We start from the raw sequence: 22,166 nt of genomic DNA, 5'->3' as shown, positions 1-22,166 counted from the left end.
CCGGACGCGGCCCGGGCCGTGACATTTCGGCGACGCCCGGCTCGCCATGGCTCAACTTCCCGTGGACGCCCCGGGCACGGCGCAAAATCGGCACAATGCGCCCTTAGCCGCCGGACTTAACCGAGTGTTAAGCTCGGCCTTCAGCCCTGCCCGGCGCGTGTGACGAGGCCGATGAACTCCCTGAAGTCGATCTTCTCCCGGGCGACGATGCCTCCGAACCGCGACCGGGCGCGCGAGCGCCGCGAGTGGCGGATCGAATCCGACCGGTGGCGCCACGAGCGCCACGTGGAGCGCGGCTACCGCATCAAGTGGGGCTACGTCGCGATCGCCTACCTCGTCGAGTTCATGGTGATCGGCGCCTCGCTGTGGGGCGCGTGGCTGTTCGCCGGGGTGTACAGCGACGGCGACTGGCACGCCTTCTACTTCATGCTGCTGGCGCCGCTGGTCTACGCGGCGGTAGAGCTGTGCCGGGTGCCGCTCGGCATCCTGGCCCGCACCCAGCGCTCCTACTTCGTGCGCGGGCTCGCGATCATCGGCATCATCTTCGCCGCGGGCGTGACCACCAAGTCGGTGTCGCAGCTCGGCGAGATGATGTTCCATCCCCGCCTGATGGAGGCGGCGCGCACCAAGACCGCCCTGAAGGACGCCCAGGCCGACCGGGCGACGATCGACGACCGCATCAAGGCCGCCGACACGCGGGTCGCCCAGTACACCGCCGAGCTCGACCAGATCGAGCGGCGCGCCACCGAGAATGCCGGGCAGCTCGCCGGCCTGCCGGCCCAGCGCTGCGAGCGGGTGTTCGGCACCAACTCGAAGGGCGTGAAGTACCAGAACCTGAAATGCGTGACCGACCCGCGGGTGGCCGCGCTCTCGGCCGGGGTCGCCAAGGCCAGCGCCGACCGCACCGCCCTGGTCAAGGACCTGGAGGAGGCCCGCAAGGCCCGCGCCGCCCTCGACCGCGGCGCCGCCGACCGGAGGGTCGCCGACGCCGAGCAGGCCTACCGCAACGCGGTCAACCGCTCGCAGCTCCACTCCTTCACGGCGATGGTCTACGGCGTCGATCCGATCGACGTGACCGAGCAACAGGTCCACGCCTTCCTGCGCATCTTCGTGTTCCTGCCCGCGCTCTGCGCCGCCTTCGCCTCGACGATCCTGGCGCTCTGCGCGGTCTCGACCCGGCGGACCTTCATGGACGAGGACGACCTCGGCGCCGCGGTGAACCCGGAGGCGGCGCCGTTCATGCTCGACGCGATCAGCGATGCGCTGCGCGCCAACCCGGCCCTGCCGCGGCCCGTCGCGCCCACCGGGGCGGTGATCCCGATGAGCCGCCCGAGCAACCAGCAGATCCTTCCTGGCCAGGGCCACCCGGCCCAGCCCGTCCCAGCCGCGGGAGCCGGCGCATGAACTACGTCGCCTCCGGAACGCCCGAGAACATCGCGCTCGCCCAGCAGGTGAATTCCCGCCTGCGGGCCGATTCGAGCTACGTCGCCGCCCGGGCCTTCCTGTTCCGGGCGCTCGGCCTCGGCGCCTTCGCCTGCCTCGCCGGCATCGGCATCGGCGCGGCGGCCTACGGCTGGGCGACGCTCAACCAGTTCGACACGGCCGCGCAGAAGATCGCCGCCGCCATGCAGGCCGCGCTGTCCGACGTGACCCTGAAGACCAAGGGCGAGGTCACGCTCACCGACAACACCCTGAAGCTCGAAGGCCTGCCGAAGGCGGTCGGCGGCGCGCCGACCCCGACGAAGGCCCAGCTCGGCGACGACGCCGCCCCGGCCTCGAAGGCGCCGGTCAACACCACCTTCACGGTGTTCAAGCAGGTGCCCTACCTCGACGGCCAGATCGTCACCGGCTGGAACTTCAAGGACAGCACCGATCACCCCTACCAGCAGTACTGCTACTTCTCCCGGCGCTCGAACGAGTCGAAGGGCCAGGTCGAGATCAAGATCGACCTCGCCATGGACGGCAAGACCCTGCCGCAGCCGCAGAAGTCGGACGTGAACCTCGATATCCTGGCGCGCAACTGCGTCTGGCACGGGGGCAAGTCGCTCTAGCCTTTCATCCTTGTCCAATCCCGCCGTGTCGAATCCCGCCTCTGCGGCCGTGCGGGCGGCCCTGCGCGGCGTCCGCCGGGCGCTGCGCGAGTTCCTCGGCGTGCCGCTCGCGGTCGTGGCGGGCTTCGTCGCGCTCGGCGCGGCGGCCTACGCCGTGGACGCGGCCTACTTCCCCGTGGGCGCGCCGGACCCGCCGCTGCCGTGGCTCGCCCACACCCTGGGCGACAGCGGCGCCATCGCCAGCCTGCTCGGCACGGTGGCCACCGGCATGATCACGGTGACCTCGATCACCTTCTCGCTGCTGCTGATCGCCGTGCAGCAGAGCGCCTCGACGCTCACCAACCACGTCTTCGACCAGTTCATCCGCCGGTGGTCGAACAAGTTCAACTTCGGCTTCTTCGTCGGCCTGAGCATCTACCTGCTGATCACGCTGGCCACCACCGGCCAGACCCACCGGCCGGTGCTCGGCACGGCGCTGGCCCTGCTGCTCAGCGGCGTCGCCCTGTGCATGGTCGTGATCCTGATCTACGCGACGATCGACCAGATGCGGCCCTACACGATCGTGCGGGCGATCCACGCGCACACGGCCGCCGCCCACCGCGCCCACCGCGCCCTGCTGGCGCGGACCAAGCGCCGGCCCGGCCCCGGCCTCGGCGGCCGGACCGTCCTGCGCGCCGGGGGCTTCGGGGTGGTCGGGCGGATCGACCTCGACCGGATCGCGCGGGTGCTGGAGGCGGCGGCGCGGGAGGGCGGCACCGGCCGGATCGAGGTGGAGGTGCTGCGCACGGTCGGCGCGCGCCTCGCCTACCGGGACCCGCTCCTGCGCCTGCTCTCGGCCCGGCCGCTGCCCGCGGACCTGTGCGACCGGATCGGCCCCGACCTCCTCGATGCGGTCGCCCTGGAGCCGCGGCGCACCCTCGACGACGACCCGGGCTACGGGATCCAGCAACTGTTCGCGATCGGCTGGACCACGACCTCGACCGCCAAGCAGAACCCGCAGCCCGGCATCCTGGCCTGCCACGCCCTGCGCGACCTGATCGCCCGCTGGATCCACGCGGAGCCGCCCGGCGAGGACCCCGCCGCGCCGGTGATCTACGCCGACGACCCCGTGCGCGAGGCGATCGAGGCGCTGGAATCGCTCGCCGTCGTCACCTCCGAGGGGATGCAGGACCGGGTGCTCGCCGAGATCGCCCAGTCCCTGGCCGGCCTGATCGCCGACGCGCCGGCCCCGCTCCTGCCCACCCTCGAACGGGTCGCGCTGACCGCCCTGTCGGGGCTCGGGGACCACGTGCTCACCGGCGCCCTGGAGGCGGGCCTGCGGGCGGCCGAGGCGGCCCTGCGCGAGCGCGGCCGGACGCAGGCCGCCGACGCCGTCCGCGAGGCGATCGCGGACCTCGCCCGCAGCGTCGGCCGGCTCAACTCCCGCAGCACCCGGGTGCCCGGCGGCTGAGGCGCCGGGTTGCGGGGCCAAGACGTGCGGGGCCAGGACGTGCAAGGCACCGACTTGCGGCGGCCTCCGCACCTCGCGTAAGCCCCGTCCATCTCAGCGCTCTGCGGGCCCGCGATGCGATTTTCCGGAACCGACACCTACGTCGCGACCCCCGACCTCACCGCCGCGGTCAACGCCGCCGTGGTCCTGGAACGGCCGCTGCTGGTGAAGGGCGAGCCCGGCACCGGCAAGACGGTGCTCGCCGAGGAGATCGCCAAGGGGCTCGGCGCGCCGCTGATCGTCTGGAACGTCAAGTCGACGACCAAGGCGCAGCAGGGCCTGTACGAGTACGACGCGGTCTCGCGCCTGCGCGACTCGCAGCTCGGCGACCCGCGGGTCTCGGACATCGCCAACTACATCCGCCGCGGCAAGCTGTGGGAGGCGTTCACCGCCCCCGAGCGGCCGGTGCTGCTGATCGACGAGGTCGACAAGGCCGACATCGAGTTCCCCAACGACCTGCTGACCGAACTCGACCGGATGGAGTTCCACGTCTACGAGACCGGGGAGACGGTGGCGGCCGTGCGCCGGCCGATCGTGATCATCACCTCGAACAACGAGAAGGAGCTGCCGGACGCGTTCCTGCGGCGGTGCTTCTTCCACTACATCAAGTTCCCCGACGCCGAGACCCTGCGCGCCATCGTCGAGGTGCACTACCCCGGCATCAAGCACCGCCTCGTCGAGGAGGCGCTGCGCGTGTTCCTCGAGACCCGCGAGGTGCCGGGCCTCAAGAAGAAGCCCTCGACCTCGGAACTGCTCGACTGGCTGAAGCTCCTCGTCTCCGAGGACGTCGCCCCCGAGACCCTGCGCGAGCGCGACGGCCGCAAGCTGATCCCGCCGCTGCACGGGGCGCTCCTGAAGAACGAGCAGGACGTCAGCCTGTTCGAGAAGCTCGCCTTCATGATGCGGCGCGAGCAGCGCGGCGGGTGAGGGGCGGACGGGAGGAAGGTCCCTCCCACCCGCGCCCTCATCCTGAGGCGGCGCAGCGCAGCGGAGCCCTCGAAGGAGCCCTTCAGAAGCCGCGCGATCCCTGGAGCCCTCCTTCGAGGCCCGCTGACGCGGGCGCCTCAGGATGAGGGCGCGGGTGGGAGATGGGTGGTCGGGCCGCCCCTCAGTCGCCCCCGCCGGAATAGATGTCGGTGATCCGCCCGAGCAGCCGCAGCGCGTCCTCCCGGCTGCGCTGGAAGGCGTTGCGGCCGACGATCGAGCCGAAGCCGCCGCCGGCCCGGATCGCCCGGATCTCGTCCAGGAACGTCTCGTCCTCCGCCGCGGCGCCGCCGGAGAAGATCACGATGCGGCGGCCGTCGAAGGCGCACTGCACCACGTGGCGCACCCGCTCGGCCGCCGAGCCGATCGGGATGCCGGTCGTCTCGTAGACCTTGCGGGCCGCGTCCTGCTCGATGTGGTCGGTGGGCAGCTTCACCTTGATGATGTGGGCACCGAGCTGCGCGGCGATCTGCGCGCAGTAGCCGATCACGTCGATCCCCGTCTCGCCGGCCTTGGAGAGCGCCGAGCCCCGGGCGTAGGACCAGATCACCACCGCGAGGCCGGCGCGCTTGGCCTCCTCGGCGATGGCCCGGATCTGGCCGTACATGGCGTTGCGGTGGGCCGAGCCCGGGTAGATCGTGAAGCCGACGGCGCAGGCCCCGAGCCGCAGGGCGTCGGCCACGGAGCCGGTCAGCGCCTGGTCGGGGTCGTCCTCGTCGGCGAGCAGGTCGTGGTCGTTGAGCTTGAGGATCAGCGGGATGCGGCCGGCATACGCGCGCGCCCCCGCCTCCAGGAAGCCCAGCGGCGCGGCGTAGGCGTTGCAGCCGGCGGCCAGCGCCAGCTCGAAATGGTAGAGCGGGTCGTAGGCCGGCGGGTTCGGGCCGAAGCTGCGGGCGGGGCCGTGCTCGAAGCCCTGGTCGACCGGCAGGATCAGCAGCCGTCCGGTGCCGCCGAGGCGGCCGTGCTCCAAGAGGCGGGCGAGGTTGGTGAGCGTGCCGGGATTGTCGGCGCCGTACCAGGACAGGATGTCGGAGACGCGGGGCGAGCGGTCCATCGGTCACGGTCCTCCGGGCGGGGGCCGGCAGACGCGCAGCGAGGCGTCACGTGCCGCGAGGCGCAATGTGCCGCGAGGCGTGACGTCCTGCGAGGCTTGACGTCTTGCGGGGATTGGGGTGCCCCGGAAGTCCGAACCGAACTGAACCGCTACGGTTCCCGGGCCACAGTCGCTTTCGTCGGGCGCCGGCTCCGGCTATGCCGGGAACGAACCCCCCAAGACGGAAAATCCTCCATGCGCCGGCTGATCCTCCTGCGCCACGCCAAGTCCGACCGCCCGGCGGGCGTGCCGGACAGCGAGCGGCCGCTCAACGGGCGCGGGCGCCGCGCCGCGCCCGCGGTGGGCGGGCGGCTGGCCGCCGAGGGCCTGCGCCCCGACCTCGCCCTGGTCTCGGCGGCCGCGCGCACCCGGGAGACCTGGGCGGCCCTCGCCCCGGCGCTGGGCGAGCCCGAGATGCGGGCGGTGGCGGAGATCTACGAGGCGCCGGCCGAGCGGATCCTCGACGCGGTCCGCGCCGCGCCGGACGCGGCCGGAACGGTGATGGTGGTCGGCCACAATCCCGGCCTCGGCGACCTCGCCGCGGCCCTGGTCGGGGACGGCCCGCGCAAGCTGCGCACCCGGCTCGCCACCGAGTTCCCGACCGCCGCCTTCGCGGTGATCGCCTTCGACGCGCAGACCTGGGCGGGGATCGCGCCCGGGCAGGGCCGCCTGGAGCACTACGTCCGCCCGCGCGACATCGACCCGGACCTCGCCGGCTGACCCGAGCGGACGGAGCCCGGGGCCCGCCCGCTGGCCGGGACAGGGCCGTCCCGCCCGGCGCCTCGGGCCGAGGGGGATCGGCGGGATCCCCGGCGCCGGGCGCCTACCGCCCCTTCGGCGGGTCCGAGGGCAGGTGGCGCCCGTAGGTCTCCTGCTTCTCCTGCCGTTCGCGGATCAGGTCGGCGTAGGCCTGCCGCATCTCCGGCGAGACGGCGACGCTCTTGCCCCGGTTGGGCTTGCGCTTCGGCGCCTTCTTGAAGGTGTCGCGCTCCTCGGCCATCGCGGATCTCCGTGACACGGCACGTTGACTCGGCGCGGAGATAGCACGTTCCGGCCCGCCGGACAGGGCCGCGAGGCTGGCGCCCGGCGCCGCGCTCTGCCACGTTCGCCCGGGATTCGGGGAGGGCCGGCATGGGCTCGGTCGGGGCAGGGTACGGGCGGCGGGCGGGCCGGGGCGCGCGGGGGGCGGTGCTCGGCCTCGTCCTGGCGGCGCTGCCCGCCGCGGCGCAGGAAGGGCCGGCGCGGCCCCAGGCGCCCCCGGCCAGGCCCGCGCCTGCCAAGCCCGCGCCTGCCAACCCTGCTCCGGCGGATCCCGCCCTCGACGGGATGCGCGCGGCGTTCGAGGCGCTGCCCGAGGCGGAGCGCAAGGCGTTGCAGGACGCCATGGTCTGGACCGGCGACTTCAACGCCGTGGTGTCGGGGGCGTTCGGGCGGCGCACCTTCGAGGCGCTGACCGCCTTCCAGGCCCGGGCCGGCGGCGGCGACCCCCTCGCCCCCCGCGGCCGGGCGGCGATCCTGGCGGCCGGCGAGGCGGCGCGGAAGGCGGCGCGCTTCCGGGTCGCGGCCGACCGCGGCAGCGGCGCGGTGATCGGCGTGCCGGAGGCGCTGCTGCCGCGGCGGACCGACCTGCCCACGGGCACGCGCTGGCAGAGCGCCGACGGCCGGGTGACCCTGGAGACCCGCGCCTACCCGCCCGGCCCCGAGAGCCTCGACACCCTGTTCGAGCGCGCCATCGCCCCGCTCAACGGCCGCAAGGTGACCTACAAGCTGCGCCGGCCGGACTTCTTCGTGGTCACCGCCGAGACCGGTGCGGGCCTGTCCTACACCCGCTACGCCGCCGGGGCGGAGGGCCTGCGCGGGTTCCTCGTGGGCTACGACCGGGCGCTCGCCCCGGAGGTCGACCGGCTCGTCATCGCGGTGGCCAACGCCTTCGAGCCCTTCCCCGCTGCGGCGCCGGCCTCGGCGCGGGCCCCGTCACCCACGCCGTCTGCGGCCGCGTCGCCAACCCCGTCCTCCGCCGCCCCGTCCGTCGCCACAGCGACCCCCGCGCCCCGCCCGGCGGCCGGCCCTGCCCTCTCCGCCGCCGCGGCGCGGCCGGCGGGGACCGGCCTCGCGGTGGTGCGGGGGCGGGTGCTCACCGCCGCGGCGGCGCTGGACGGCTGCGCCGAGCCGCGGGTCGGGGGCGGCCCGGCGCGCGTCCTGGCCACTGATCCGGCCGGCCTCGCCCTGCTGGACGCCCCCTCGGCCCCCGCCCCTGCCCTGCCGCCGCTGCGGCCGGACCCGCTCGGCGACGAGCCCGTGCGCGCCCTGGCCGCCGGGCCGGACGGGGCGGTCCTGGCACCGGGCGAGGCGTCCGCCGGGGCGGTGACGGCGCCGCTCCAGCCCGGGTCGGCCGGGGCGCCGGTATTCGACCGGGCGGGGCGTCTGGCGGGGCTCGTCGCGCGCTATCCCGCCGCCCCGCGGCTGATCGCCGGGGTGGCCCCGCCGCAGAGCTTTCCGGTGGTGTCCGCGGCGGCGCTGTCCGCCTTCCTCGCCGGCCGGGGCATCGCGCCGACCGGACCCGCGGTCGGGCCCGGGGCGGCGGCCGCGGCGATCGTGGCGGTCACCTGCCGCTGAGGGGGGACCCGCGCACGTGCCTGCCCCCTCCGGGCCGTCGGATTCGCACATTCGGATCCGGAACTCCCCGTCATTCCGGGCTCTCGCCTGCGGCGAGCCCCGGGATGGCGGGGGGGTAGCAGTCCCCGGATGTGAACATCCGAGCGCAGCGGGGAGAGAGCGGGAGCGTGGGGGGCGGGACTCGGCAGTCCGGTGATCGGGGGATCACGGGACTGCCGGCCCGAGAGGCGGGTTCCCTCCCGGCCGGCGCGGGAGGAAACCCGGAACGCTTACAGGCGGCCGGTGGCGAGCAGTACGATCAGGATGATCAGCAGGATGCCGCCGAGGCCGAAGCCCGGCCCGCGATAGGCGCCGCCGCCGTAGAAGCCGCCGCCGCCGATGGCGAGGACGATCAGGATGATGAGCAGGATGGTGACGAGGGACATGGGCGGGTCTCCGGACGGTCGCGGGGGCGAGCGTGACCGTTCAAACGCCGCGACATTCTGTTCCGTTCAACGCCGTCCCGCGCTTTTCTGAGGAGGATCCGGGATGACCGGTCCGGGTCAGGCGTGCCAGTCCGGCAGCGGCTCCTCCGGCGCCCCGAGCCAGGCCGGCACCGGCAGGCCGCGCTCGGCCAGGAAGGCCGGGTTGAACAGCTTCGAGGCGTAGCGCGCCGCCCCGTCGCAGAGGATCGTCACCACGGTGTGGCCGGGCCCGAGCGCCCTGGCGAGGCGGATCGCCCCCGCGACGTTGATCCCGGACGAGCCGCCGAGCGACAGCCCCTCCTCCCGCATCAGCCCGAACACGATCCCCAGCGCCTCCGCGTCGGGGATCCGGAAGGACAGGTCGGGGGTGAAGCCGGCGAGGTTGGCCGTCACGCGGCCCTGGCCGATCCCCTCCGTGATCGACGAGCCCTCGGCCTTCAGGACCCCGTCGGTGTAGTGGGCGTGGAGCGCCGAGCCCTCCGGGTCGGACAGGGCGATCCGGACCCCCGGGCTGCGCGCCCGCAGGGCCTCGGCGACGCCTGCCAGCGTGCCGCCGGTGCCGGCCGCGCAGACGAAGCCGTCGACCTTGCCCCCGGTCTGCGCCCAGATCTCCGGGCCGGTGCCCAGGACGTGCGCGCGGCGGTTGGCGGTGTTGTCGAACTGGTCGGCGAAGAAGGCGCCCGCCGGGTCCTGCGCCGCGATCGTCTCCGCGAGGCGGCGGGCGACGTGGACGTAGTTGTTCGGGTTGGCGAACGGCACGGCCGGCACCTCGACGAGGCGCGCGCCCGCGAGCCGCAGGGTCTGCTTCTTCTCCTCCGACTGGGTGACGGGGATGACGATCAGCGTGCGGTAGCCGCGCACGCTCGCCACCAGGGCGAGGCCGATGCCGGTGTTGCCGGCGGTGCCCTCGACGATGGTGCCGCCCGGCCGGATCAGCCCGCGCGCCTCGGCGTCGCGCACGATCTCCAGGGCCGCCCGGTCCTTCACCGACAGGCCGGGATTCAGGAACTCGGCCTTGCCGAGGATCTCGCAGCCGGTCTCCTCCGAGGCGCGGCGCAGGCGGATCAGCGGCGTGTCGCCGACGGCCGAGAGGATGTCGGGATGGGCGTCGGGCACGCGTCGTGTCTCCGGTTCGGTCTGCTTGCGGGTGGTGGACAAGGCTCACCGGACGGCCGCTGGCCTGCTATGAAGCCCGGAGCCCGGATCTCCGCAATGCCTTCGACCGCGATACCATCGACCGCGATGCCTGCGACCGCGATGCCTTCGACCGACGCGACGATCACCACGGTGGACCAGCGCAAGGCGGCCGAGCGCGACCGGCGCGTCCGGGCGGCGGAGGCGATCGTGGCGCGGCTCTCCGCGTATGCCCGGCGCGAGGGCGGCCGCTTCGTGGTGTTCGGCTCGTTCGTCGGCGCGCGCATGCGGCACGACAGCGACCTCGACGTGCTGATCGACGCCGACGGCGACGGGCGCCGTGCGGCCTGGGCGTTCCTCGAAGACCTCGGGATCGAGCACGGCCTCGACCTCGACCTGTTCGACCGCGCGACCACGAAGCCCGCCTTCGTGGCCCGCGTCGAGGCGACCGGGCTGCACCTGCCGTGACCGACGCGCGCTGGACGGATGTCGAGGACGATCTCGCGGCGGCCGTGCACCACTTCGGGAACGCCGCGCGCCTGTACGACGCGGGCGGGTTCGACGATCCCGACCTCGACGGATACCGCGCGCGGATGGGTCTGCAGCACGCGATGCAGGCGGGGTACACGTCGCTCGAAGGCGCGCTCCACCGGGTGCTGGACATCCTCGGCGAGGAGGTGCCGACCGGGCCGAGTTCGCACGCCGACCTCGTCAAGCGCCTGTCCCGGGCGGTGACCCTGCCCGGCCGCTTCCGTCCGGCGATCCTGACGCCGGACGTCGCCGCCGACGTGGACGAGGCGCGCCGGTTTCGCCATCGGGCCGCCCACGATTACGACAGCTTCGCGCCCCAGCGCGCCGCGCCCTCGATCGAGGCGGCGCGGCGCCTCGCCGGATCGCTCGCGCCCTGCATCCGCCTGTTCCGGGACCGGATCGACCCTCCCGCGGCGCCGAGCCCCGGCGCCTGACACCGCCGCCTTCCCGGTCCGTCCCACGCCTCAGGCGAACACGTACCCCCCGTTGATGCGCAGGCCCACCGGGTGGCCGGGGGCGTAGCGGGCCCCGTCGAAATCCTCGACCGCGAGCACCCGGCCGCCGGCCTCCTCGACCTCGATGCGCTGGCGGCCCTGGCTGCGGTAGGAGGAGCGGACGACCCCCGACAGGTGGGCGGCGTCGAGGTCGACGAGCTGGAGCTGCCAGGGGCGGACGTAGAGGCGCACCGGGCCGATCGCCCCGTCGGGCGCGCGGACCGGGGTCTCCCGGCCGCGCACCCGCACGCGGCCGCCGTCGGCGAGCGCCTCGACCTCGATGGAGTCGCCGAGGAACTTCAGCACGGTGACGGAGGAGGGGTTCTCCTGCACCTCGTCCGGGGTGCCGACCTGCTCCAGCCGGCCGCGGTCGAGCACCGCCACCCGGTCGGACAGCTCCAGCGCCTCGTCCTGGTCGTGGGTGACGAAGATCGTGGTCTGGCCGGTGCGGTCGTGGATCTCGCGCAGCCAGCGGCGCAGGTCCTTCCGGACCTGCGCGTCGAGGGCGCCGAACGGCTCGTCGAGGAGCAGGACGCGCGGCTCGACGGCGAGCGCCCGGGCGAGCGCCACGCGCTGGCGCTGGCCGCCCGAGAGCTGCGAGGGGTAGCGGTCGCCGAAGCCCGACAGCCGGATCAGGTCGAGCAGGTCGCCGACCCGGCGCTTGATCTCGGCCTTCTCCGGCCGGTCGGCGCGGCGGCGGGCGTTGAGGCCGTAGGCGATGTTGTCGGCCACGCTCATGTGCTTGAACAGGGCGTAGTGCTGGAACACGAAGCCCACCGCCCGCTCCTGCACCGGCAGGCCGGTGGCGTCGTCGCCGCCGAACAGGATGCGGCCGCGATCGGGCGCGTCGAGGCCGGCGATCACCCGCAGCAGCGTCGTCTTGCCCGAGCCCGAGGGGCCGAGCAGCCCGAGCAGCTCGCCCGCCCGCACGTCGAGCGACAGGTCGTGCAGCACGGCGGCCGTGTCGAAGGTCTTCGAGACCCCCTCGACCCGGATCGCGGTGGACGGCCGGTCGCTGCGCCCGTCAGTGCGCCCGCCCGCCCGCGAGGTCGCCCGCGTAGCGCCATTCGAGGACGGATTTGAGGACGAGGGTGACGAGGGCAAGGGCGGCCAGGAGCGAAGCGACGGCGAAGGCGGCGACGAAATTGTACTCATTGTAGAGGATCTCCACGTGGAGCGGGATCGTGTTGGTCAGGCCGCGGATGTGCCCCGACACCACGGACACCGCGCCGAACTCGCCCATCGCCCGGGCGTTGCAGAGCAGCACGCTGTAGAGCAGGCCCCAGCGGATGTTGGGCAGCGTCACCGTCCAGAAGGCGTGCAGGCCCGACGCGCCCAGCGTCAGCGCCGCCTCCTCCTCCGACGAGCCCTGCTCCTGCATCAGCGGGATCAGCTCGCGGGCGACGAACGGGAAGGTGACGAAGATCGTCGCCAGCACGATGCCGGGCAGGGCGAACAGGATCTGGATCCCGTGGGCCTGGAGCCAGCCGCCGAACAGGCCCTGGCTGCCGAACAGCAGCACGTAGATCAGCCCCGAGACCACCGGCGAGACCGAGAACGGCAGGTCGATCAGGGTGATGAGCAGCGACTTGCCGGGGAACTCGAACTTGGCGATCGACCACGAGGCCGCGATCCCGAACACGAGGTTGAACGGCACGGCGATGGCCGCGACCGTGAGCGTCAGGCGGATCGCGCTCCAGGCGTCGGGCTCGCGGAAGGCGTCGAGATAGGCGTCGATCCCGCGGGAGAAGGCCTGGGCGAACACCGCGAACAGCGGCAGCACCAGGAACAGGCCGAGGAAGACCACCGCGATCCCGATCAGGAGGGCGCGCACGCCCGGCCCCTCCCCCGTGGCGGGCGCCGCCGCGGCGGGGACGGAGACGGGGGAGAAGATCTCAGACATAGCCGAACCTCCGCCGGCTCCAGGCCTGGATCAGGTTGATGGCGAGCAGGGTCAGGAACGAGATCCCGAGCATGATCGTCGCGATGGCCGCCGCGCCGCCGTAGTCGAACTCCGACAGCTTGATGACGATGAGCAGCGGCGCGATCTCGGAGACGTAGGGCAGGTTGCCGGCGATGAAGATGATCGAGCCGTACTCGCCGACCCCGCGGGCGAAGGCGAGGGCGAAGCCGGTCAGCACCGCCGGGATCAGCGGCGGCAGCACCACCCGGGTCAGGGTCGCGGCGCGCGACGCGCCCAGGGTGGCGGAGGCCTCCTCCACCTCCCGGTCGATCTCGGCGATCAGCGGCTGCACGGTGCGCACCGCGAAGGGCAGGCCGATGAACACCATGGCGATGAAGATGCCGAGCGGCGTGTAGGCCGCCTGGATCCCGAGCTTGGCGAGCTGCGCGCCCACGAGCCCGTCCGGGGCGTAGAGGGAGGCGAGCGCGATGCCGGCCACCGCGGTGGGCAGCGCGAAGGGCAGGTCGACGGCGGCGTCGACGATCTTGCGGCCGGGGAAGCGGTAGCGGGTCAGCACCCAGGCGACGACGAAGCCGAACACGGAGGCCGCGAGCGCGGCGAGCAGCGAGATGCCGAAGCTGATCCGCAGGGCGCTCGCCACCCGCGGGTCGGTGGCCACGTGCCAGATGCCCGAGAGCCCGAGCCCCGACGCCTTGGCGACGAGGCCGGCCAGCGGCAGCAGCACCACCAGCGCGAGGCAGGTCATCGCGTAGCCGAAGCTCAGGCCGAAGCCCGGGATGACGCTCGGGCGGCGGAACCGCCAGGGGGGGCGCGGCGGCGCGAGCGGGCCCGCGGCGGGGCTGGAGGTTGCGGCCATGGCGGGGGGACCCTCAGCGGCCGGCGCGGCTCAGCCGGTCGAACAGGCCGCCCGCGTCGAAGTTCTTGGCCTGGATGTCGTCCCAGGAGCCCTGGTAATCCTCGATTCTGAACAGCTTGACGTCCGGCAGGCCGGCGCCGGCTGCGGCGTCCTTCTTGAACGGGCGGTAGTGGTGCTTGGCGAAGATCGCCTGCGCCTTGTCCGTGTAGAGGAAGTCGAGATAGCCTTGCGCCGCCTTGGTGGTGCCCTTGCGCTCGGTGTTGCCGGAAACGAGCGCCACCGGCGGCTCGGCGTAGATCGAGGTCGGCGGCACCACGATGTCGAACTTGTCCGCGCCGAACTCCTGGAGCACGAGGTAGGCCTCGTTCTCCCAGGTCGGCAGCACGTCGCCTAAGCCCCGCTGCGCGAAGGTGACGGTGGAGCCGCGCGCGCCCGTGTCGAGCACCGGCACGTTCTTGTAGATCTGGCCGACGAACGCGTCGGCCTTGGCCGCGTCCTTGTCCTGGCCGTAGGCGGTGCCCCAGGCGGCGAGGAAGTTCCAGCGCCCGCCCGCCGAGGTCTTCGGGTTCGGGGTGATCACCTTCACGTCGGGCTTGGCGAGGTCGGCCCAGTCCTTGACGCCCTTCGGGTTGCCCTTGCGGACGAGGAACACCACCGTCGAGGTGTAGGGCAGGGACTCGTTCGGCAGCTTGCCGCGCCAGTCGGCCGGGATCTTCTTCGTGAGCTTGGCGATGGCGTCGATGTCGGAGGGGATGCCGAGCGTCACCACGTCGGCGTCGACCCCGTCGATCACCGTGCGGGCCTGGGCGCCCGAGCCGCCGTGCGAGGCGCGCACCGTCAGGGTCTCGCCGGTCCTGGCCTTCCAGTCCTCGATGAAGGCGGCGTTGATCTCGCGGTAGAGCTCGCGGGTCGGGTCGTAGGAGACGTTGAGGAGCGCGGTCTGCGCCGTCGCCGGCACGGGGCCGGCGACCACGGAGGCGAGGCCGGCCGCGAGGGCGGCGGCCAGCGCCAGCCCGGGCAGGTCGCGCCTGCGCGGGCTCGGGATCCGCGCCGTCGTCTTCCGCATCCGTCCGTCCTCCTGCCGCACCGGCAGCGAGCCCTTGCCCAGCCTGCGACCGGGTCGAAATCGTTCTTTTTAACGAACGAAGTCAAGCGCGGTCGCGGCGGTCCGGCCCGGGCGATATCGGTCGGCGCGCCCGGTGGGCAAGGGCGGTGCGGTGCGGGCGGAGCGGAAGGGTGGCGATCTTCTCCGGAGCGTCGCGGGCCGGGAAGAAAACCGTCGCCGCGGCGGGTTTCGAAGAAAGAACGATCTGATGTGCGCTGCCGCACATCGGCCTGTCGATGGACGGGGCCGTCCCGGGGGGCGGATCGAGCGCCCTGTCCCCTTTCCCTTGCAGACCATCGACGCAGATCATCAACGCCGCTTCACCCCGTCATCCCGGGGCCGCGCAGCGGAGCCCGGGATCCAGAGCCGCCGGCGCGCGACAATCCTGCCCCGACGGCGGTTCTGGATTCCGGGCTCGCCCTGCGGCGCCCCGGAATGACGGCGCGGAGCGCGCGCGACACGGCATCGGGACGGTGAATGGACCAGGGGTGAAGGGACCGCGGGGGAATGATCCGCGGTGGAGCGCCCGCGGGCACGGGGGAGCGGCGCCGGCCGGCACCCCGGGGGGGCGGTCCTACCGCTTCGGCCGGTCGAGCTGCGCGATCAGCGCCTCCAGGCGCTGGCTCACCGGCGCGGCCAGGGTCTCCGCGTAGAGGCTGCGCAGGTTCTGGCCGAGGTGGCGCCGCACGGTGGGGCTCAGGCCCGGCGCGGCGGCGGGCGGCGCGGCGGATGGCGGCGCGGACAGGCGCTCCGGCAGCGGCTTCGGCATGCGACCTGTCCCTCCCGGGTGAGGTCTCGACGATGCCAGGACGTGGTTAAGGAGCTGTCACCGGCCGAGGGGCCGATCTGCGGGGCGATCCGGGGGCGCCCCCCGGAACTGCCGCGCGCGGGATCACGTTGCAACCGCAGGATACGCCGCCCCCTCCCCGCTCCTTCCCCGTCCTCCCGGAGTGCACCTTGCCGCGCCCGTCCCCACGCCTCGCCGACTCTCTGACCGCCCTGCTGGCCGCGCCCTTTGCCGTCCCCGCGGCCCTCGCCCTGGTCCTCGCCGCCACGCCGTGCGGCGCGCAGACGAAGCCCGGCGAGATCAAGGGCATGGACGCGATGGGCGACAAGGCGCGCAGCGCCCAGGACGGGTGGAGCCAGGCGCCGGTGCCGCGCGAGGAATCCGCGGCCAAGGACGCGCCGAACCCCGGCGGCAACTCGATCCAGGAGAACCGCGACCGCCCGGTCCCGGGGGCGAACCCGACCGGGTCGAGCGCCACCGAGCCCCAGGCGCCGCTGGATCACCGCACGGCGTCGCCGTCCGGCAGCAATCCGGCCGCGCCCAGCAAGTAAGCCCGCAATCCCGAAATGTTTCGGGGCGGCGGATTAAAACATTCGGAAGACCGCGCCGGGCCCGGCGCGACAGCCCCTCCGGATGTGTCACGCGGGCGCACTTGCCTCGTGCGTGCATTCCTGGGACACACTGGAATTATACCAGATCGCTTGTGAGGGAAGCGGAGATGACGGTCCAGGTCTCGAGGCGCGGTCTGCTGCGGGGGGTCGGCGCCGGCCTCGCCGGCGGGTCGCTCGGCGCGCTCGGTTTCGGCGGGCTCGAACCCGCCATGGCGGCCGCGGTGCGGCCGTTCAAGCTCGCGCAGATGCGCGAGACCCGCAACACCTGCCCCTACTGCTCGGTGGCCTGCGGCGTCATCCTCTACAGCCTCGGCGACCGGTCGAAGAACGCCCGCTCGTCGGTGATGCACGTCGAGGGCGATCCCGATCACCCGATCAACCGCGGTACGCTCTGCCCCAAGGGCGCGGCGCTGCTCGACTTCATCCACGCCGACACGCGGACCAAGTACCCGCTGCACCGGGCGCCGGGGGCGAGCGAGTTCAAGCGCGTGTCCTGGGACTTCGCCCTCGACCGGATCGCGCGGCTCCTCAAGGAGGACCGCGACAGGAACTTCGTCGCCAAGAACGGCGACCTGACCGTCAACCGCTGGGTCACCACCGGCTTCCTCGGCGCGTCGGCCACGACCAACGAGACGGCGTGGCTCACCTACAAGGTGGTGCGAAGCACCGGAGCCCTGGTCTTCGACAATCAGGCCAGGGTTTGACACGGTCCGTCGGTCGCCAGTCTGGCGCCCTCCTTCGGACGCGGTGCGATGACCAACCTCTGGATGGACATCAAGCACGCGGACGTGATTACCGTGATGGGCGGCAACGCCGCCGAGGCCCACCCCTGCGGCTTCAAGTGGGTCGTTGAGGCGAAGGCGCACAACAACGCCAAGCTCATCGTCGTCGACCCGCGCTTCACCCGCACGGCGTCGGTGGCCGACCTGTACTGCCCGATCCGCCCGGGCTCGGACATCGCGTTCCTGTCGGGCGTGGCCAAGTACCTGCTCGACAACGACAAGATCCAGAAGCGCTACGTGAACGCGTACACCAACGCGGGCTACGTCGTGCGCGAGGGCTACGACTTCCAGGACGGGCTGTTCGCGGGCTACGACGCGGACAAGCGCGACTACGACAAGACCACCTGGGACTACGAGATCGGCCCCGACGGCTACGCCGTGGTCGACGAGACGCTGCAGCACCCGCGCTGCGTCATGAACCTCCTGAAGCAGCACATCGCGATCTACACCCCCGAGATGGTGGAGACGATCTGCGGCTCGCCCAAGGAGACGTTCCTGAAGGTCTGCGAGCTGATCGCGACCACGTCGTCGCCTGAGCGCACCATGGCGTCGCTCTACGCGCTCGGCTGGACGCACCACTCCAAGGGCTCGCAGAACATCCGCGCGATGTGCATCGTGCAGACGCTGCTCGGCAACATCGGCATGCTCGGCGGCGGCATGCAGGCCCTGCGTGGCCACTCCAACATCCAGGGGCTGACCGATATCGGGCTGATGAGCAACCTCATCCCCGGCTATCTCAACATCCCCGTGGAGAAGGAGCCCGACTACGGCAGCTACATCGCCAAGCGGCAGTTCAAGCCGCTGCGCCCGGGACAGACCAGCTACTGGCAGAACTACAACAAGTTCTTCGTCTCGTTCCAGAAGGCGATGTGGGGCGACAAGGCCCAGAAGGAGAACGACTGGGCCTACGACTACCTGCCCAAGCTCGACGTGCCGACCTACGACGTGATGCGCGGCTTCGAGCTCGCCAAGCAGGGCAAGATGACCGGGTACGTCATCCAGGGCTTCAACCCCCTGCTGTCGTTCCCGAACCGCGCCAAGATGACGGAAGCCTTCTCCAAGATGAAGTTCATCGTGGTGATGGATCCGCTCAAGACCGAGACCGCCCGATTCTGGGAGAACCACGGGGAGTACAATCCCGTGGACTCGGCCAAGATCCAGACCGAGGTGTTCGAGCTGCCGACCACCCTGTTCGTGGAGGAGGAGGGCTCGCTCTCCAACTCCTCGCGCTGGCTGCAATGGCACTGGCAGGCCTCCGAGCCGCCGGGCGAGTGCCGCTCCGACATCGAGATCATGGCGGCGCTGCACCTGCGCATGAAGGAGATGTACCAGCACGAGGGCGGGGCGTTCCCCGACCCGATCGTCAACCTGAAGTGGGACTACGCGATCGAGCACGCGCCGACGGCGGTCGAGCTCGCCCGCGAGCTCAACGGCTACACGGTGGCGCCGACGGCCGATCTCAACGGCCAGACGATGCCGGCCGGGCGGCAGGTGGACGGGTTCGCCCAACTCAAGGACGACGGCACCACCGCCTGCGCGTGCTGGATCTACTCGGGCTGCTACACCGAGAAGGGCAACACCATGGCCCGCCGGGACAACACCGATCCCGGCGACCGCGGCATCGCCCCGAACTGGGCGTTCGCGTGGCCGGCCAACCGGCGCGTGCTCTACAACCGCGCCTCGTGCGACCCCGACGGCAAGCCGTGGTCGGAGAAGAAGAAGCTCATCGAGTGGAACGGCAAGCAGTGGGTCGGCTTCGACGTGCCGGACTACGGCGTGACCGTGGCGCCCGACAAGGGCGTGGGCCCGTTCATCCTGAACCAGGAGGGCGTCGCCCGCCTGTGGACGCGCGGGCTGATGCGCGACGGGCCGTTCCCGGCGCACTACGAGCCGTTCGAGTCGCCGGTGGCCAACGTCGCCTTCCCGAAGATCAAGGGGGCGCCCGCCGCCCGCATCTTCAAGGACGACCTGGCCGACCTCGGCACCTCGGAGGAGTTCCCCTACGCGGCCACGAGCTACCGGCTCACCGAGCACTTCCACGGCTGGACCAAGCACGCCCGGATCAACGCGATCCTCCAGCCGGAGGCGTTCGTCGAGATCTCCGAGCAGCTCGCCAAGGAGAAGGGCATCGCGGGCGGTTCCTGGGTCCGCGTCTGGTCGAAGCGCGGCTCGCTCAAGGCCAAGGCCGTGGTGACCAAGCGGATCAAGCCGCTCAACTGCGGGGGCAAGACCGTCCACGTGGTCGGCATCCCGCAGCACTGGGGCTTCATCGGGCACACCAAGAAGGGATGGCACCCGAACTCGCTCACGCCCGTGGTCGGCGACGCCAACACCGAGACGCCGGAGTTCAAGGCCTGGCTCGTGAACATCGAGCCGACCACGCCGCCGTCCGACGCGGTCGCTTGAGGGAGGGGTAGACCATGGCCGACTACAGCTCCCTCGACATCCGGCAGCGCTCCGCCTCCACGGAGACGCCGCCGGAGATCCGCCGCCAGGTGGAGGTCGCCAAGCTCATCGACGTGTCGAAGTGCATCGGCTGCAAGGCCTGCCAGTCGGCGTGCGAGGAGTGGAACGACCTGCGCGACGACGTCGGCGTCAACACGGGCACCTACCAGAACCCGCACGACCTGACGCCGAAGACGTGGACCCTGATGCGGTTCACGGAATACGACAACCCGCAGACGAACAACCTCGAATGGCTGATCCGCAAGGACGGCTGCATGCACTGCACCGAGCCGGGCTGCCTCAAGGCGTGCCCGGCCCCCGGCGCCATCGTGCAGTACTCCAACGGCATCGTCGACTTCATCGAGGAGAACTGCATCGGCTGCGGCTACTGCGTGAAGGGCTGCCCGTTCAACATCCCGCGCATCAGCCAGACCGACCACAAGGCGTACAAGTGCACCCTGTGCTCGGACCGGGTGGCGGTGGGGCAGGCCCCGGCCTGCGCCAAGGCGTGCCCGACCGGCTCGATCATGTTCGGCACCAAGCAGGCGATGATCGAGCAGGCCCACGAGCGCGTGGACGACCTGAAGTCGCGCGGCTTCGCGCATGCGGGGCTCTACGACCCGGCCGGCGTCGGCGGCACGCACGTGATGTACGTGCTGCACCACAACGACCAGCCGAGCCTCTACTCCGGCCTGCCGAACGACCCGAAGATCTCGCCGCTGGTGGCCTTCTGGAAGGGCGGCGCCAAGGTGTTCGGGCTCGCGGCGATGGGCTTCGCGGCGGTCGCCGGCTTCTTCCACTACGTCACCGCCGGCCCGAACGAGGTCGTGCCGGAGGAGGAGGAAGAGGCGGTCGAGCTCGACCAGGCCAAGCGTCGTGAGGGCGGCCGGGAGACCGGCCACGAGGCCGGCGGCACCGAGGCGCGGCCGCACTGACGACCCTGTGACGACCCCGTCCCCCGCCCTGGCGGGGGACGCGCATCCCGGGCGGCGGGGCCCAAGCCCGCCCCGCCGCACCCCGAACCCGTCCGTCGAGTGAACGCCGATGACGATCCACACCGATATCCGCGACGGAGAGACCCGCCCGCTCCATCAGGCGCGGCACGAGGTGCCCGAGATCCTCTACGTCCCGCGCTACACCGGCCTCCAGCGGGTGAACCACTGGATTACCGCGATCCTGTTCACGCTGCTGACGCTGTCGGGGCTGGCGATGTTCTCGCCCTACCTGTTCTCGCTCACCGGCCTGTTCGGCGGCGGGCAGGCGGCGCGGGCGATCCATCCCTGGTTCGGCGTCGCCCTGGTGGTCAGCTTCGCGCTGCTGTTCGTGCGCTTCTGGCGCCTGAACATCCCCAACAAGGACGACGTCGAGTGGTCGATGAAGATCGGCGACGTGGTCACCAACCGCGAGGACCGGCTGCCCGAACTCGGCAAGTACAACGCCGGTCAGAAGATGGTGTTCTGGGGCCAGACCGTGCTGATCGCGGTGATGTTCGTCACCGGCATCGTGATCTGGAACACCTATTTCGGCGGCTACACCTCGATCGAGACGCAGCGCTGGGCGCTGCTCGGCCACTCGCTGGCGGCGGTGATCGCCATCGCGATCATCGTGGTGCACATCTACGCGGGCATCTGGGTGCGCGGCACCGGCCGGGCGATGGTGCGCGGCACGGTGACCGGCGGCTGGGCCTACCGCCACCACCGCAAGTGGTTCCGGCAGCTCGCCGGCACGAAGATGCGGCGCGGCTCGGTCGACAAGCGCGGGTCCTGATCGCGTGGCACAGTTCTTCAAGCGTTCGGCCGCGCCCGCGGGTGCGGCCGCCAAGGCGTCCTCCAAGGTGACGCCCACGTCCGACTCGTCCACGCAGAGCCCGCGCAAGGCAGCCTTCGACGCGATCAAGCCCGATCCCGACAAGATCGGCATCTCGGGCTCCGTCCCGTTCGTGCGCCTGCCGGATCCCGGCGCCCTGTTCCGCGCCCGGGCCGCGCGGCTGAACGCCCTCGCCCCGGGCCACCCGCTGGAGGCCTACCTGCGGCTCGTGGCCCGGGTCGCCGAGGCCCAGGCCGCGGTCGAGGCGGCGCGCGGCGCGGCCGGCTGGGACCTCGGCGGCGAGGCGCCGGCCGACCAAGCGGTGCGGATCGAGCACGGCATGCCGCCGCTGTCGCGCCACGTGATCGAGACCGACCCGACCTTCCAGGACGCGCTGACCGCGCTGCTTGCCGCCCTCGACCTCGCCGAGGCGCCGGAGGAGGCCCGGGCCGCCCGGGCCGCCCTGGAGGCCGCCGCGCCGGAGGACCGGCTCGACCTCGCGGTGCAGGTGTTCGAGGGGGCGATCCCGCTGGAGCGGGTGGCCGAGTGCCTGTACGTCTCCGCCGCCCTCCAGGTCTGCCTCGCCCGGCGCGCGGCGCGGCTCGACCCCAGGGCGCTCAAGCCGGTGGCCGACGGCGTCTGCCCGGCCTGCGGCGGCGCCCCGACCGCCAGCCTGATCGTCGGCTGGACCCCGGCCGACAAGGCGCGCTACCTGAGCTGCTCGCTGTGCGGCACCCTGTGGAACCACGTCCGCATCCGCTGCACCGCCTGCGGCTCGGGCGAGGGCATCAGCTATTACGGTCTCGACGAGATCTCGAAGGACGTGCAGGTCGAGACCTGCACCGCCTGCCACAGCTCCATCAAGCACCTGCACCAGCACCGCGCCGTGGATCTCGACCCCGTGGCCGACGACATCGCCTCCTACGGCCTCGACCTGAAGATCGCCGAGGAAGGGTTCAAGCGCGCCGGCCTGAACCTGCTGTTCGTGGTCTGA

The 22,166-nt window shown here is 72.3% G+C and carries 22 protein-coding genes; 13 read left to right on the top strand and 9 right to left on the bottom strand.

Features of this window, described 5'->3' with window-relative positions; all coding sequences use genetic code 11:
* Positions 1 to 171: 171 nt before the first annotated feature.
* The 4 genes from Q8W71_RS19255 (at position 172) to Q8W71_RS19240 (ending at position 4,467) form a co-directional block, all read left to right on the top strand.
* The gene (locus tag Q8W71_RS19255; protein ID WP_305527014.1) at positions 172 to 1,404 is read left to right on the top strand and encodes an ATPase; all 1,233 of its coding nucleotides are present in this window, start codon (positions 172 to 174) and stop codon (positions 1,402 to 1,404) included.
* Complete coding sequence (locus Q8W71_RS19250; RefSeq protein ID WP_305527013.1) at positions 1,401 to 2,051, top strand: glycoside hydrolase family 25 domain-containing protein; 651 nt, start codon at positions 1,401 to 1,403, stop codon at positions 2,049 to 2,051. The genes Q8W71_RS19255 and Q8W71_RS19250 overlap by 4 nt, the downstream gene beginning before the upstream one ends.
* Positions 2,052 to 2,076: 25 nt before the next feature.
* Complete coding sequence (locus tag Q8W71_RS19245; protein WP_305527012.1) at positions 2,077 to 3,501, top strand: DUF2254 family protein; 1,425 nt, start codon at positions 2,077 to 2,079, stop codon at positions 3,499 to 3,501.
* A gap of 114 nt (positions 3,502 to 3,615) precedes the next feature.
* Positions 3,616 to 4,467 (top strand): AAA family ATPase, encoded by an 852-nt coding sequence (locus Q8W71_RS19240; RefSeq protein WP_305527011.1) that lies wholly within the window; start codon positions 3,616 to 3,618, stop codon positions 4,465 to 4,467.
* 181 nt (positions 4,468 to 4,648) lie between these two features.
* On the opposite strand, the gene Q8W71_RS19235 is transcribed toward Q8W71_RS19240, so the two are convergent.
* Positions 4,649 to 5,578 (bottom strand): class I fructose-bisphosphate aldolase, encoded by a 930-nt coding sequence (locus Q8W71_RS19235; protein ID WP_305527010.1) that lies wholly within the window; start codon positions 5,576 to 5,578, stop codon positions 4,649 to 4,651.
* 234 nt (positions 5,579 to 5,812) lie between these two features.
* Between Q8W71_RS19235 and Q8W71_RS19230 the strand changes: the two genes are divergently transcribed.
* Positions 5,813 to 6,337, top strand: a complete 525-nt coding sequence (locus tag Q8W71_RS19230) for a SixA phosphatase family protein (protein WP_305527009.1) — start codon at positions 5,813 to 5,815, stop codon at positions 6,335 to 6,337.
* A 103-nt stretch (positions 6,338 to 6,440) separates the two neighbouring features.
* Here the strand turns inward: Q8W71_RS19230 and Q8W71_RS19225 are convergent, their stop codons facing one another.
* Entirely contained in the window at positions 6,441 to 6,617 is a 177-nt protein-coding gene (locus tag Q8W71_RS19225) for a hypothetical protein (protein ID WP_305527008.1), read from the bottom strand.
* A 131-nt stretch (positions 6,618 to 6,748) separates the two neighbouring features.
* Between Q8W71_RS19225 and Q8W71_RS19220 the strand changes: the two genes are divergently transcribed.
* Positions 6,749 to 8,233: a trypsin-like peptidase domain-containing protein gene (locus Q8W71_RS19220; RefSeq protein ID WP_305527007.1), complete on the top strand. Its 1,485-nt coding sequence runs from the start codon at positions 6,749 to 6,751 to the stop codon at positions 8,231 to 8,233.
* Between the two features lie 269 nt (positions 8,234 to 8,502).
* Here Q8W71_RS19220 and Q8W71_RS19215 read toward each other — a convergent pair whose 3' ends face one another.
* A complete protein-coding gene (locus tag Q8W71_RS19215; RefSeq protein WP_305527006.1) occupies positions 8,503 to 8,658 on the bottom strand; it encodes a DUF3309 domain-containing protein in 156 nt (51 codons plus the stop codon).
* Positions 8,659 to 8,775: 117 nt separating this feature from the next.
* The gene (locus Q8W71_RS19210) at positions 8,776 to 9,813 is read right to left on the bottom strand and encodes a cysteine synthase A (protein ID WP_305527005.1); all 1,038 of its coding nucleotides are present in this window, start codon (positions 9,811 to 9,813) and stop codon (positions 8,776 to 8,778) included.
* Positions 9,814 to 9,954: 141 nt separating this feature from the next.
* On the opposite strand from Q8W71_RS19210, the gene Q8W71_RS19205 reads away from it, so the two are divergent.
* Positions 9,955 to 10,299: a nucleotidyltransferase family protein gene (locus Q8W71_RS19205; protein ID WP_305527004.1), complete on the top strand. Its 345-nt coding sequence runs from the start codon at positions 9,955 to 9,957 to the stop codon at positions 10,297 to 10,299.
* The gene (locus tag Q8W71_RS19200; protein WP_305527003.1) at positions 10,296 to 10,796 is read left to right on the top strand and encodes a ribonuclease toxin HepT-like protein; all 501 of its coding nucleotides are present in this window, start codon (positions 10,296 to 10,298) and stop codon (positions 10,794 to 10,796) included. The genes Q8W71_RS19205 and Q8W71_RS19200 overlap by 4 nt, the downstream gene beginning before the upstream one ends.
* Before the next feature lie 30 nt (positions 10,797 to 10,826).
* On the opposite strand, the gene Q8W71_RS19195 is transcribed toward Q8W71_RS19200, so the two are convergent.
* From Q8W71_RS19195 to Q8W71_RS19175, 5 genes are all read right to left on the bottom strand, one after another.
* Positions 10,827 to 11,810, bottom strand: coding sequence for a sulfate/molybdate ABC transporter ATP-binding protein (locus Q8W71_RS19195; RefSeq protein ID WP_370875472.1), 984 nt, complete (start codon positions 11,808 to 11,810; stop codon positions 10,827 to 10,829).
* Positions 11,811 to 11,880: 70 nt separating this feature from the next.
* Positions 11,881 to 12,759, bottom strand: coding sequence for a sulfate ABC transporter permease subunit CysW (cysW, locus tag Q8W71_RS19190; protein ID WP_305527002.1), 879 nt, complete (start codon positions 12,757 to 12,759; stop codon positions 11,881 to 11,883).
* Complete coding sequence (gene cysT, locus Q8W71_RS19185; RefSeq protein ID WP_305527001.1) at positions 12,752 to 13,636, bottom strand: sulfate ABC transporter permease subunit CysT; 885 nt, start codon at positions 13,634 to 13,636, stop codon at positions 12,752 to 12,754. Before cysT ends, cysW begins: the two co-directional genes overlap by 8 nt.
* 13 nt (positions 13,637 to 13,649) lie before the next feature.
* Positions 13,650 to 14,702 carry a sulfate ABC transporter substrate-binding protein gene (locus Q8W71_RS19180; RefSeq protein ID WP_305527000.1) on the bottom strand — a complete coding sequence of 351 codons (1,053 nt, stop codon included), beginning with the start codon at positions 14,700 to 14,702 and terminating at the stop codon, positions 13,650 to 13,652.
* Positions 14,703 to 15,315: 613 nt separating this feature from the next.
* On the bottom strand, positions 15,316 to 15,510 hold the full coding sequence (locus Q8W71_RS19175; protein ID WP_305526999.1) for a NepR family anti-sigma factor: 195 nt from the start codon (positions 15,508 to 15,510) through the stop codon (positions 15,316 to 15,318).
* Positions 15,511 to 15,698: 188 nt separating this feature from the next.
* On the opposite strand from Q8W71_RS19175, the gene Q8W71_RS19170 reads away from it, so the two are divergent.
* The 5 genes from Q8W71_RS19170 to fdhE all read left to right on the top strand — a co-directional run bounded on the left by Q8W71_RS19170 (position 15,699) and on the right by fdhE (position 22,166).
* Positions 15,699 to 16,079: a hypothetical protein gene (locus Q8W71_RS19170; RefSeq protein ID WP_305526998.1), complete on the top strand. Its 381-nt coding sequence runs from the start codon at positions 15,699 to 15,701 to the stop codon at positions 16,077 to 16,079.
* Between the two features lie 167 nt (positions 16,080 to 16,246).
* Positions 16,247 to 19,327, top strand: a complete 3,081-nt coding sequence (gene fdnG, locus Q8W71_RS19165) for a formate dehydrogenase-N subunit alpha (RefSeq protein WP_305526997.1) — start codon at positions 16,247 to 16,249, stop codon at positions 19,325 to 19,327.
* Positions 19,328 to 19,341: 14 nt separating this feature from the next.
* Positions 19,342 to 20,301: a formate dehydrogenase subunit beta gene (gene fdxH / locus Q8W71_RS19160; RefSeq protein ID WP_305526996.1), complete on the top strand. Its 960-nt coding sequence runs from the start codon at positions 19,342 to 19,344 to the stop codon at positions 20,299 to 20,301.
* Between the two features lie 109 nt (positions 20,302 to 20,410).
* Positions 20,411 to 21,133, top strand: a complete 723-nt coding sequence (locus Q8W71_RS19155; protein ID WP_305526995.1) for a formate dehydrogenase subunit gamma — start codon at positions 20,411 to 20,413, stop codon at positions 21,131 to 21,133.
* A gap of 4 nt (positions 21,134 to 21,137) precedes the next feature.
* Entirely contained in the window at positions 21,138 to 22,166 is a 1,029-nt protein-coding gene (fdhE, locus tag Q8W71_RS19150) for a formate dehydrogenase accessory protein FdhE (RefSeq protein ID WP_305526994.1), read from the top strand.

The sequence above is a fragment of the Methylobacterium amylolyticum genome (assembly GCF_030700245.1).
Lineage (GTDB): Bacteria > Pseudomonadota > Alphaproteobacteria > Rhizobiales > Beijerinckiaceae > Methylobacterium.
This window is presented reverse-complemented; position numbering and strand designations above follow the sequence as displayed.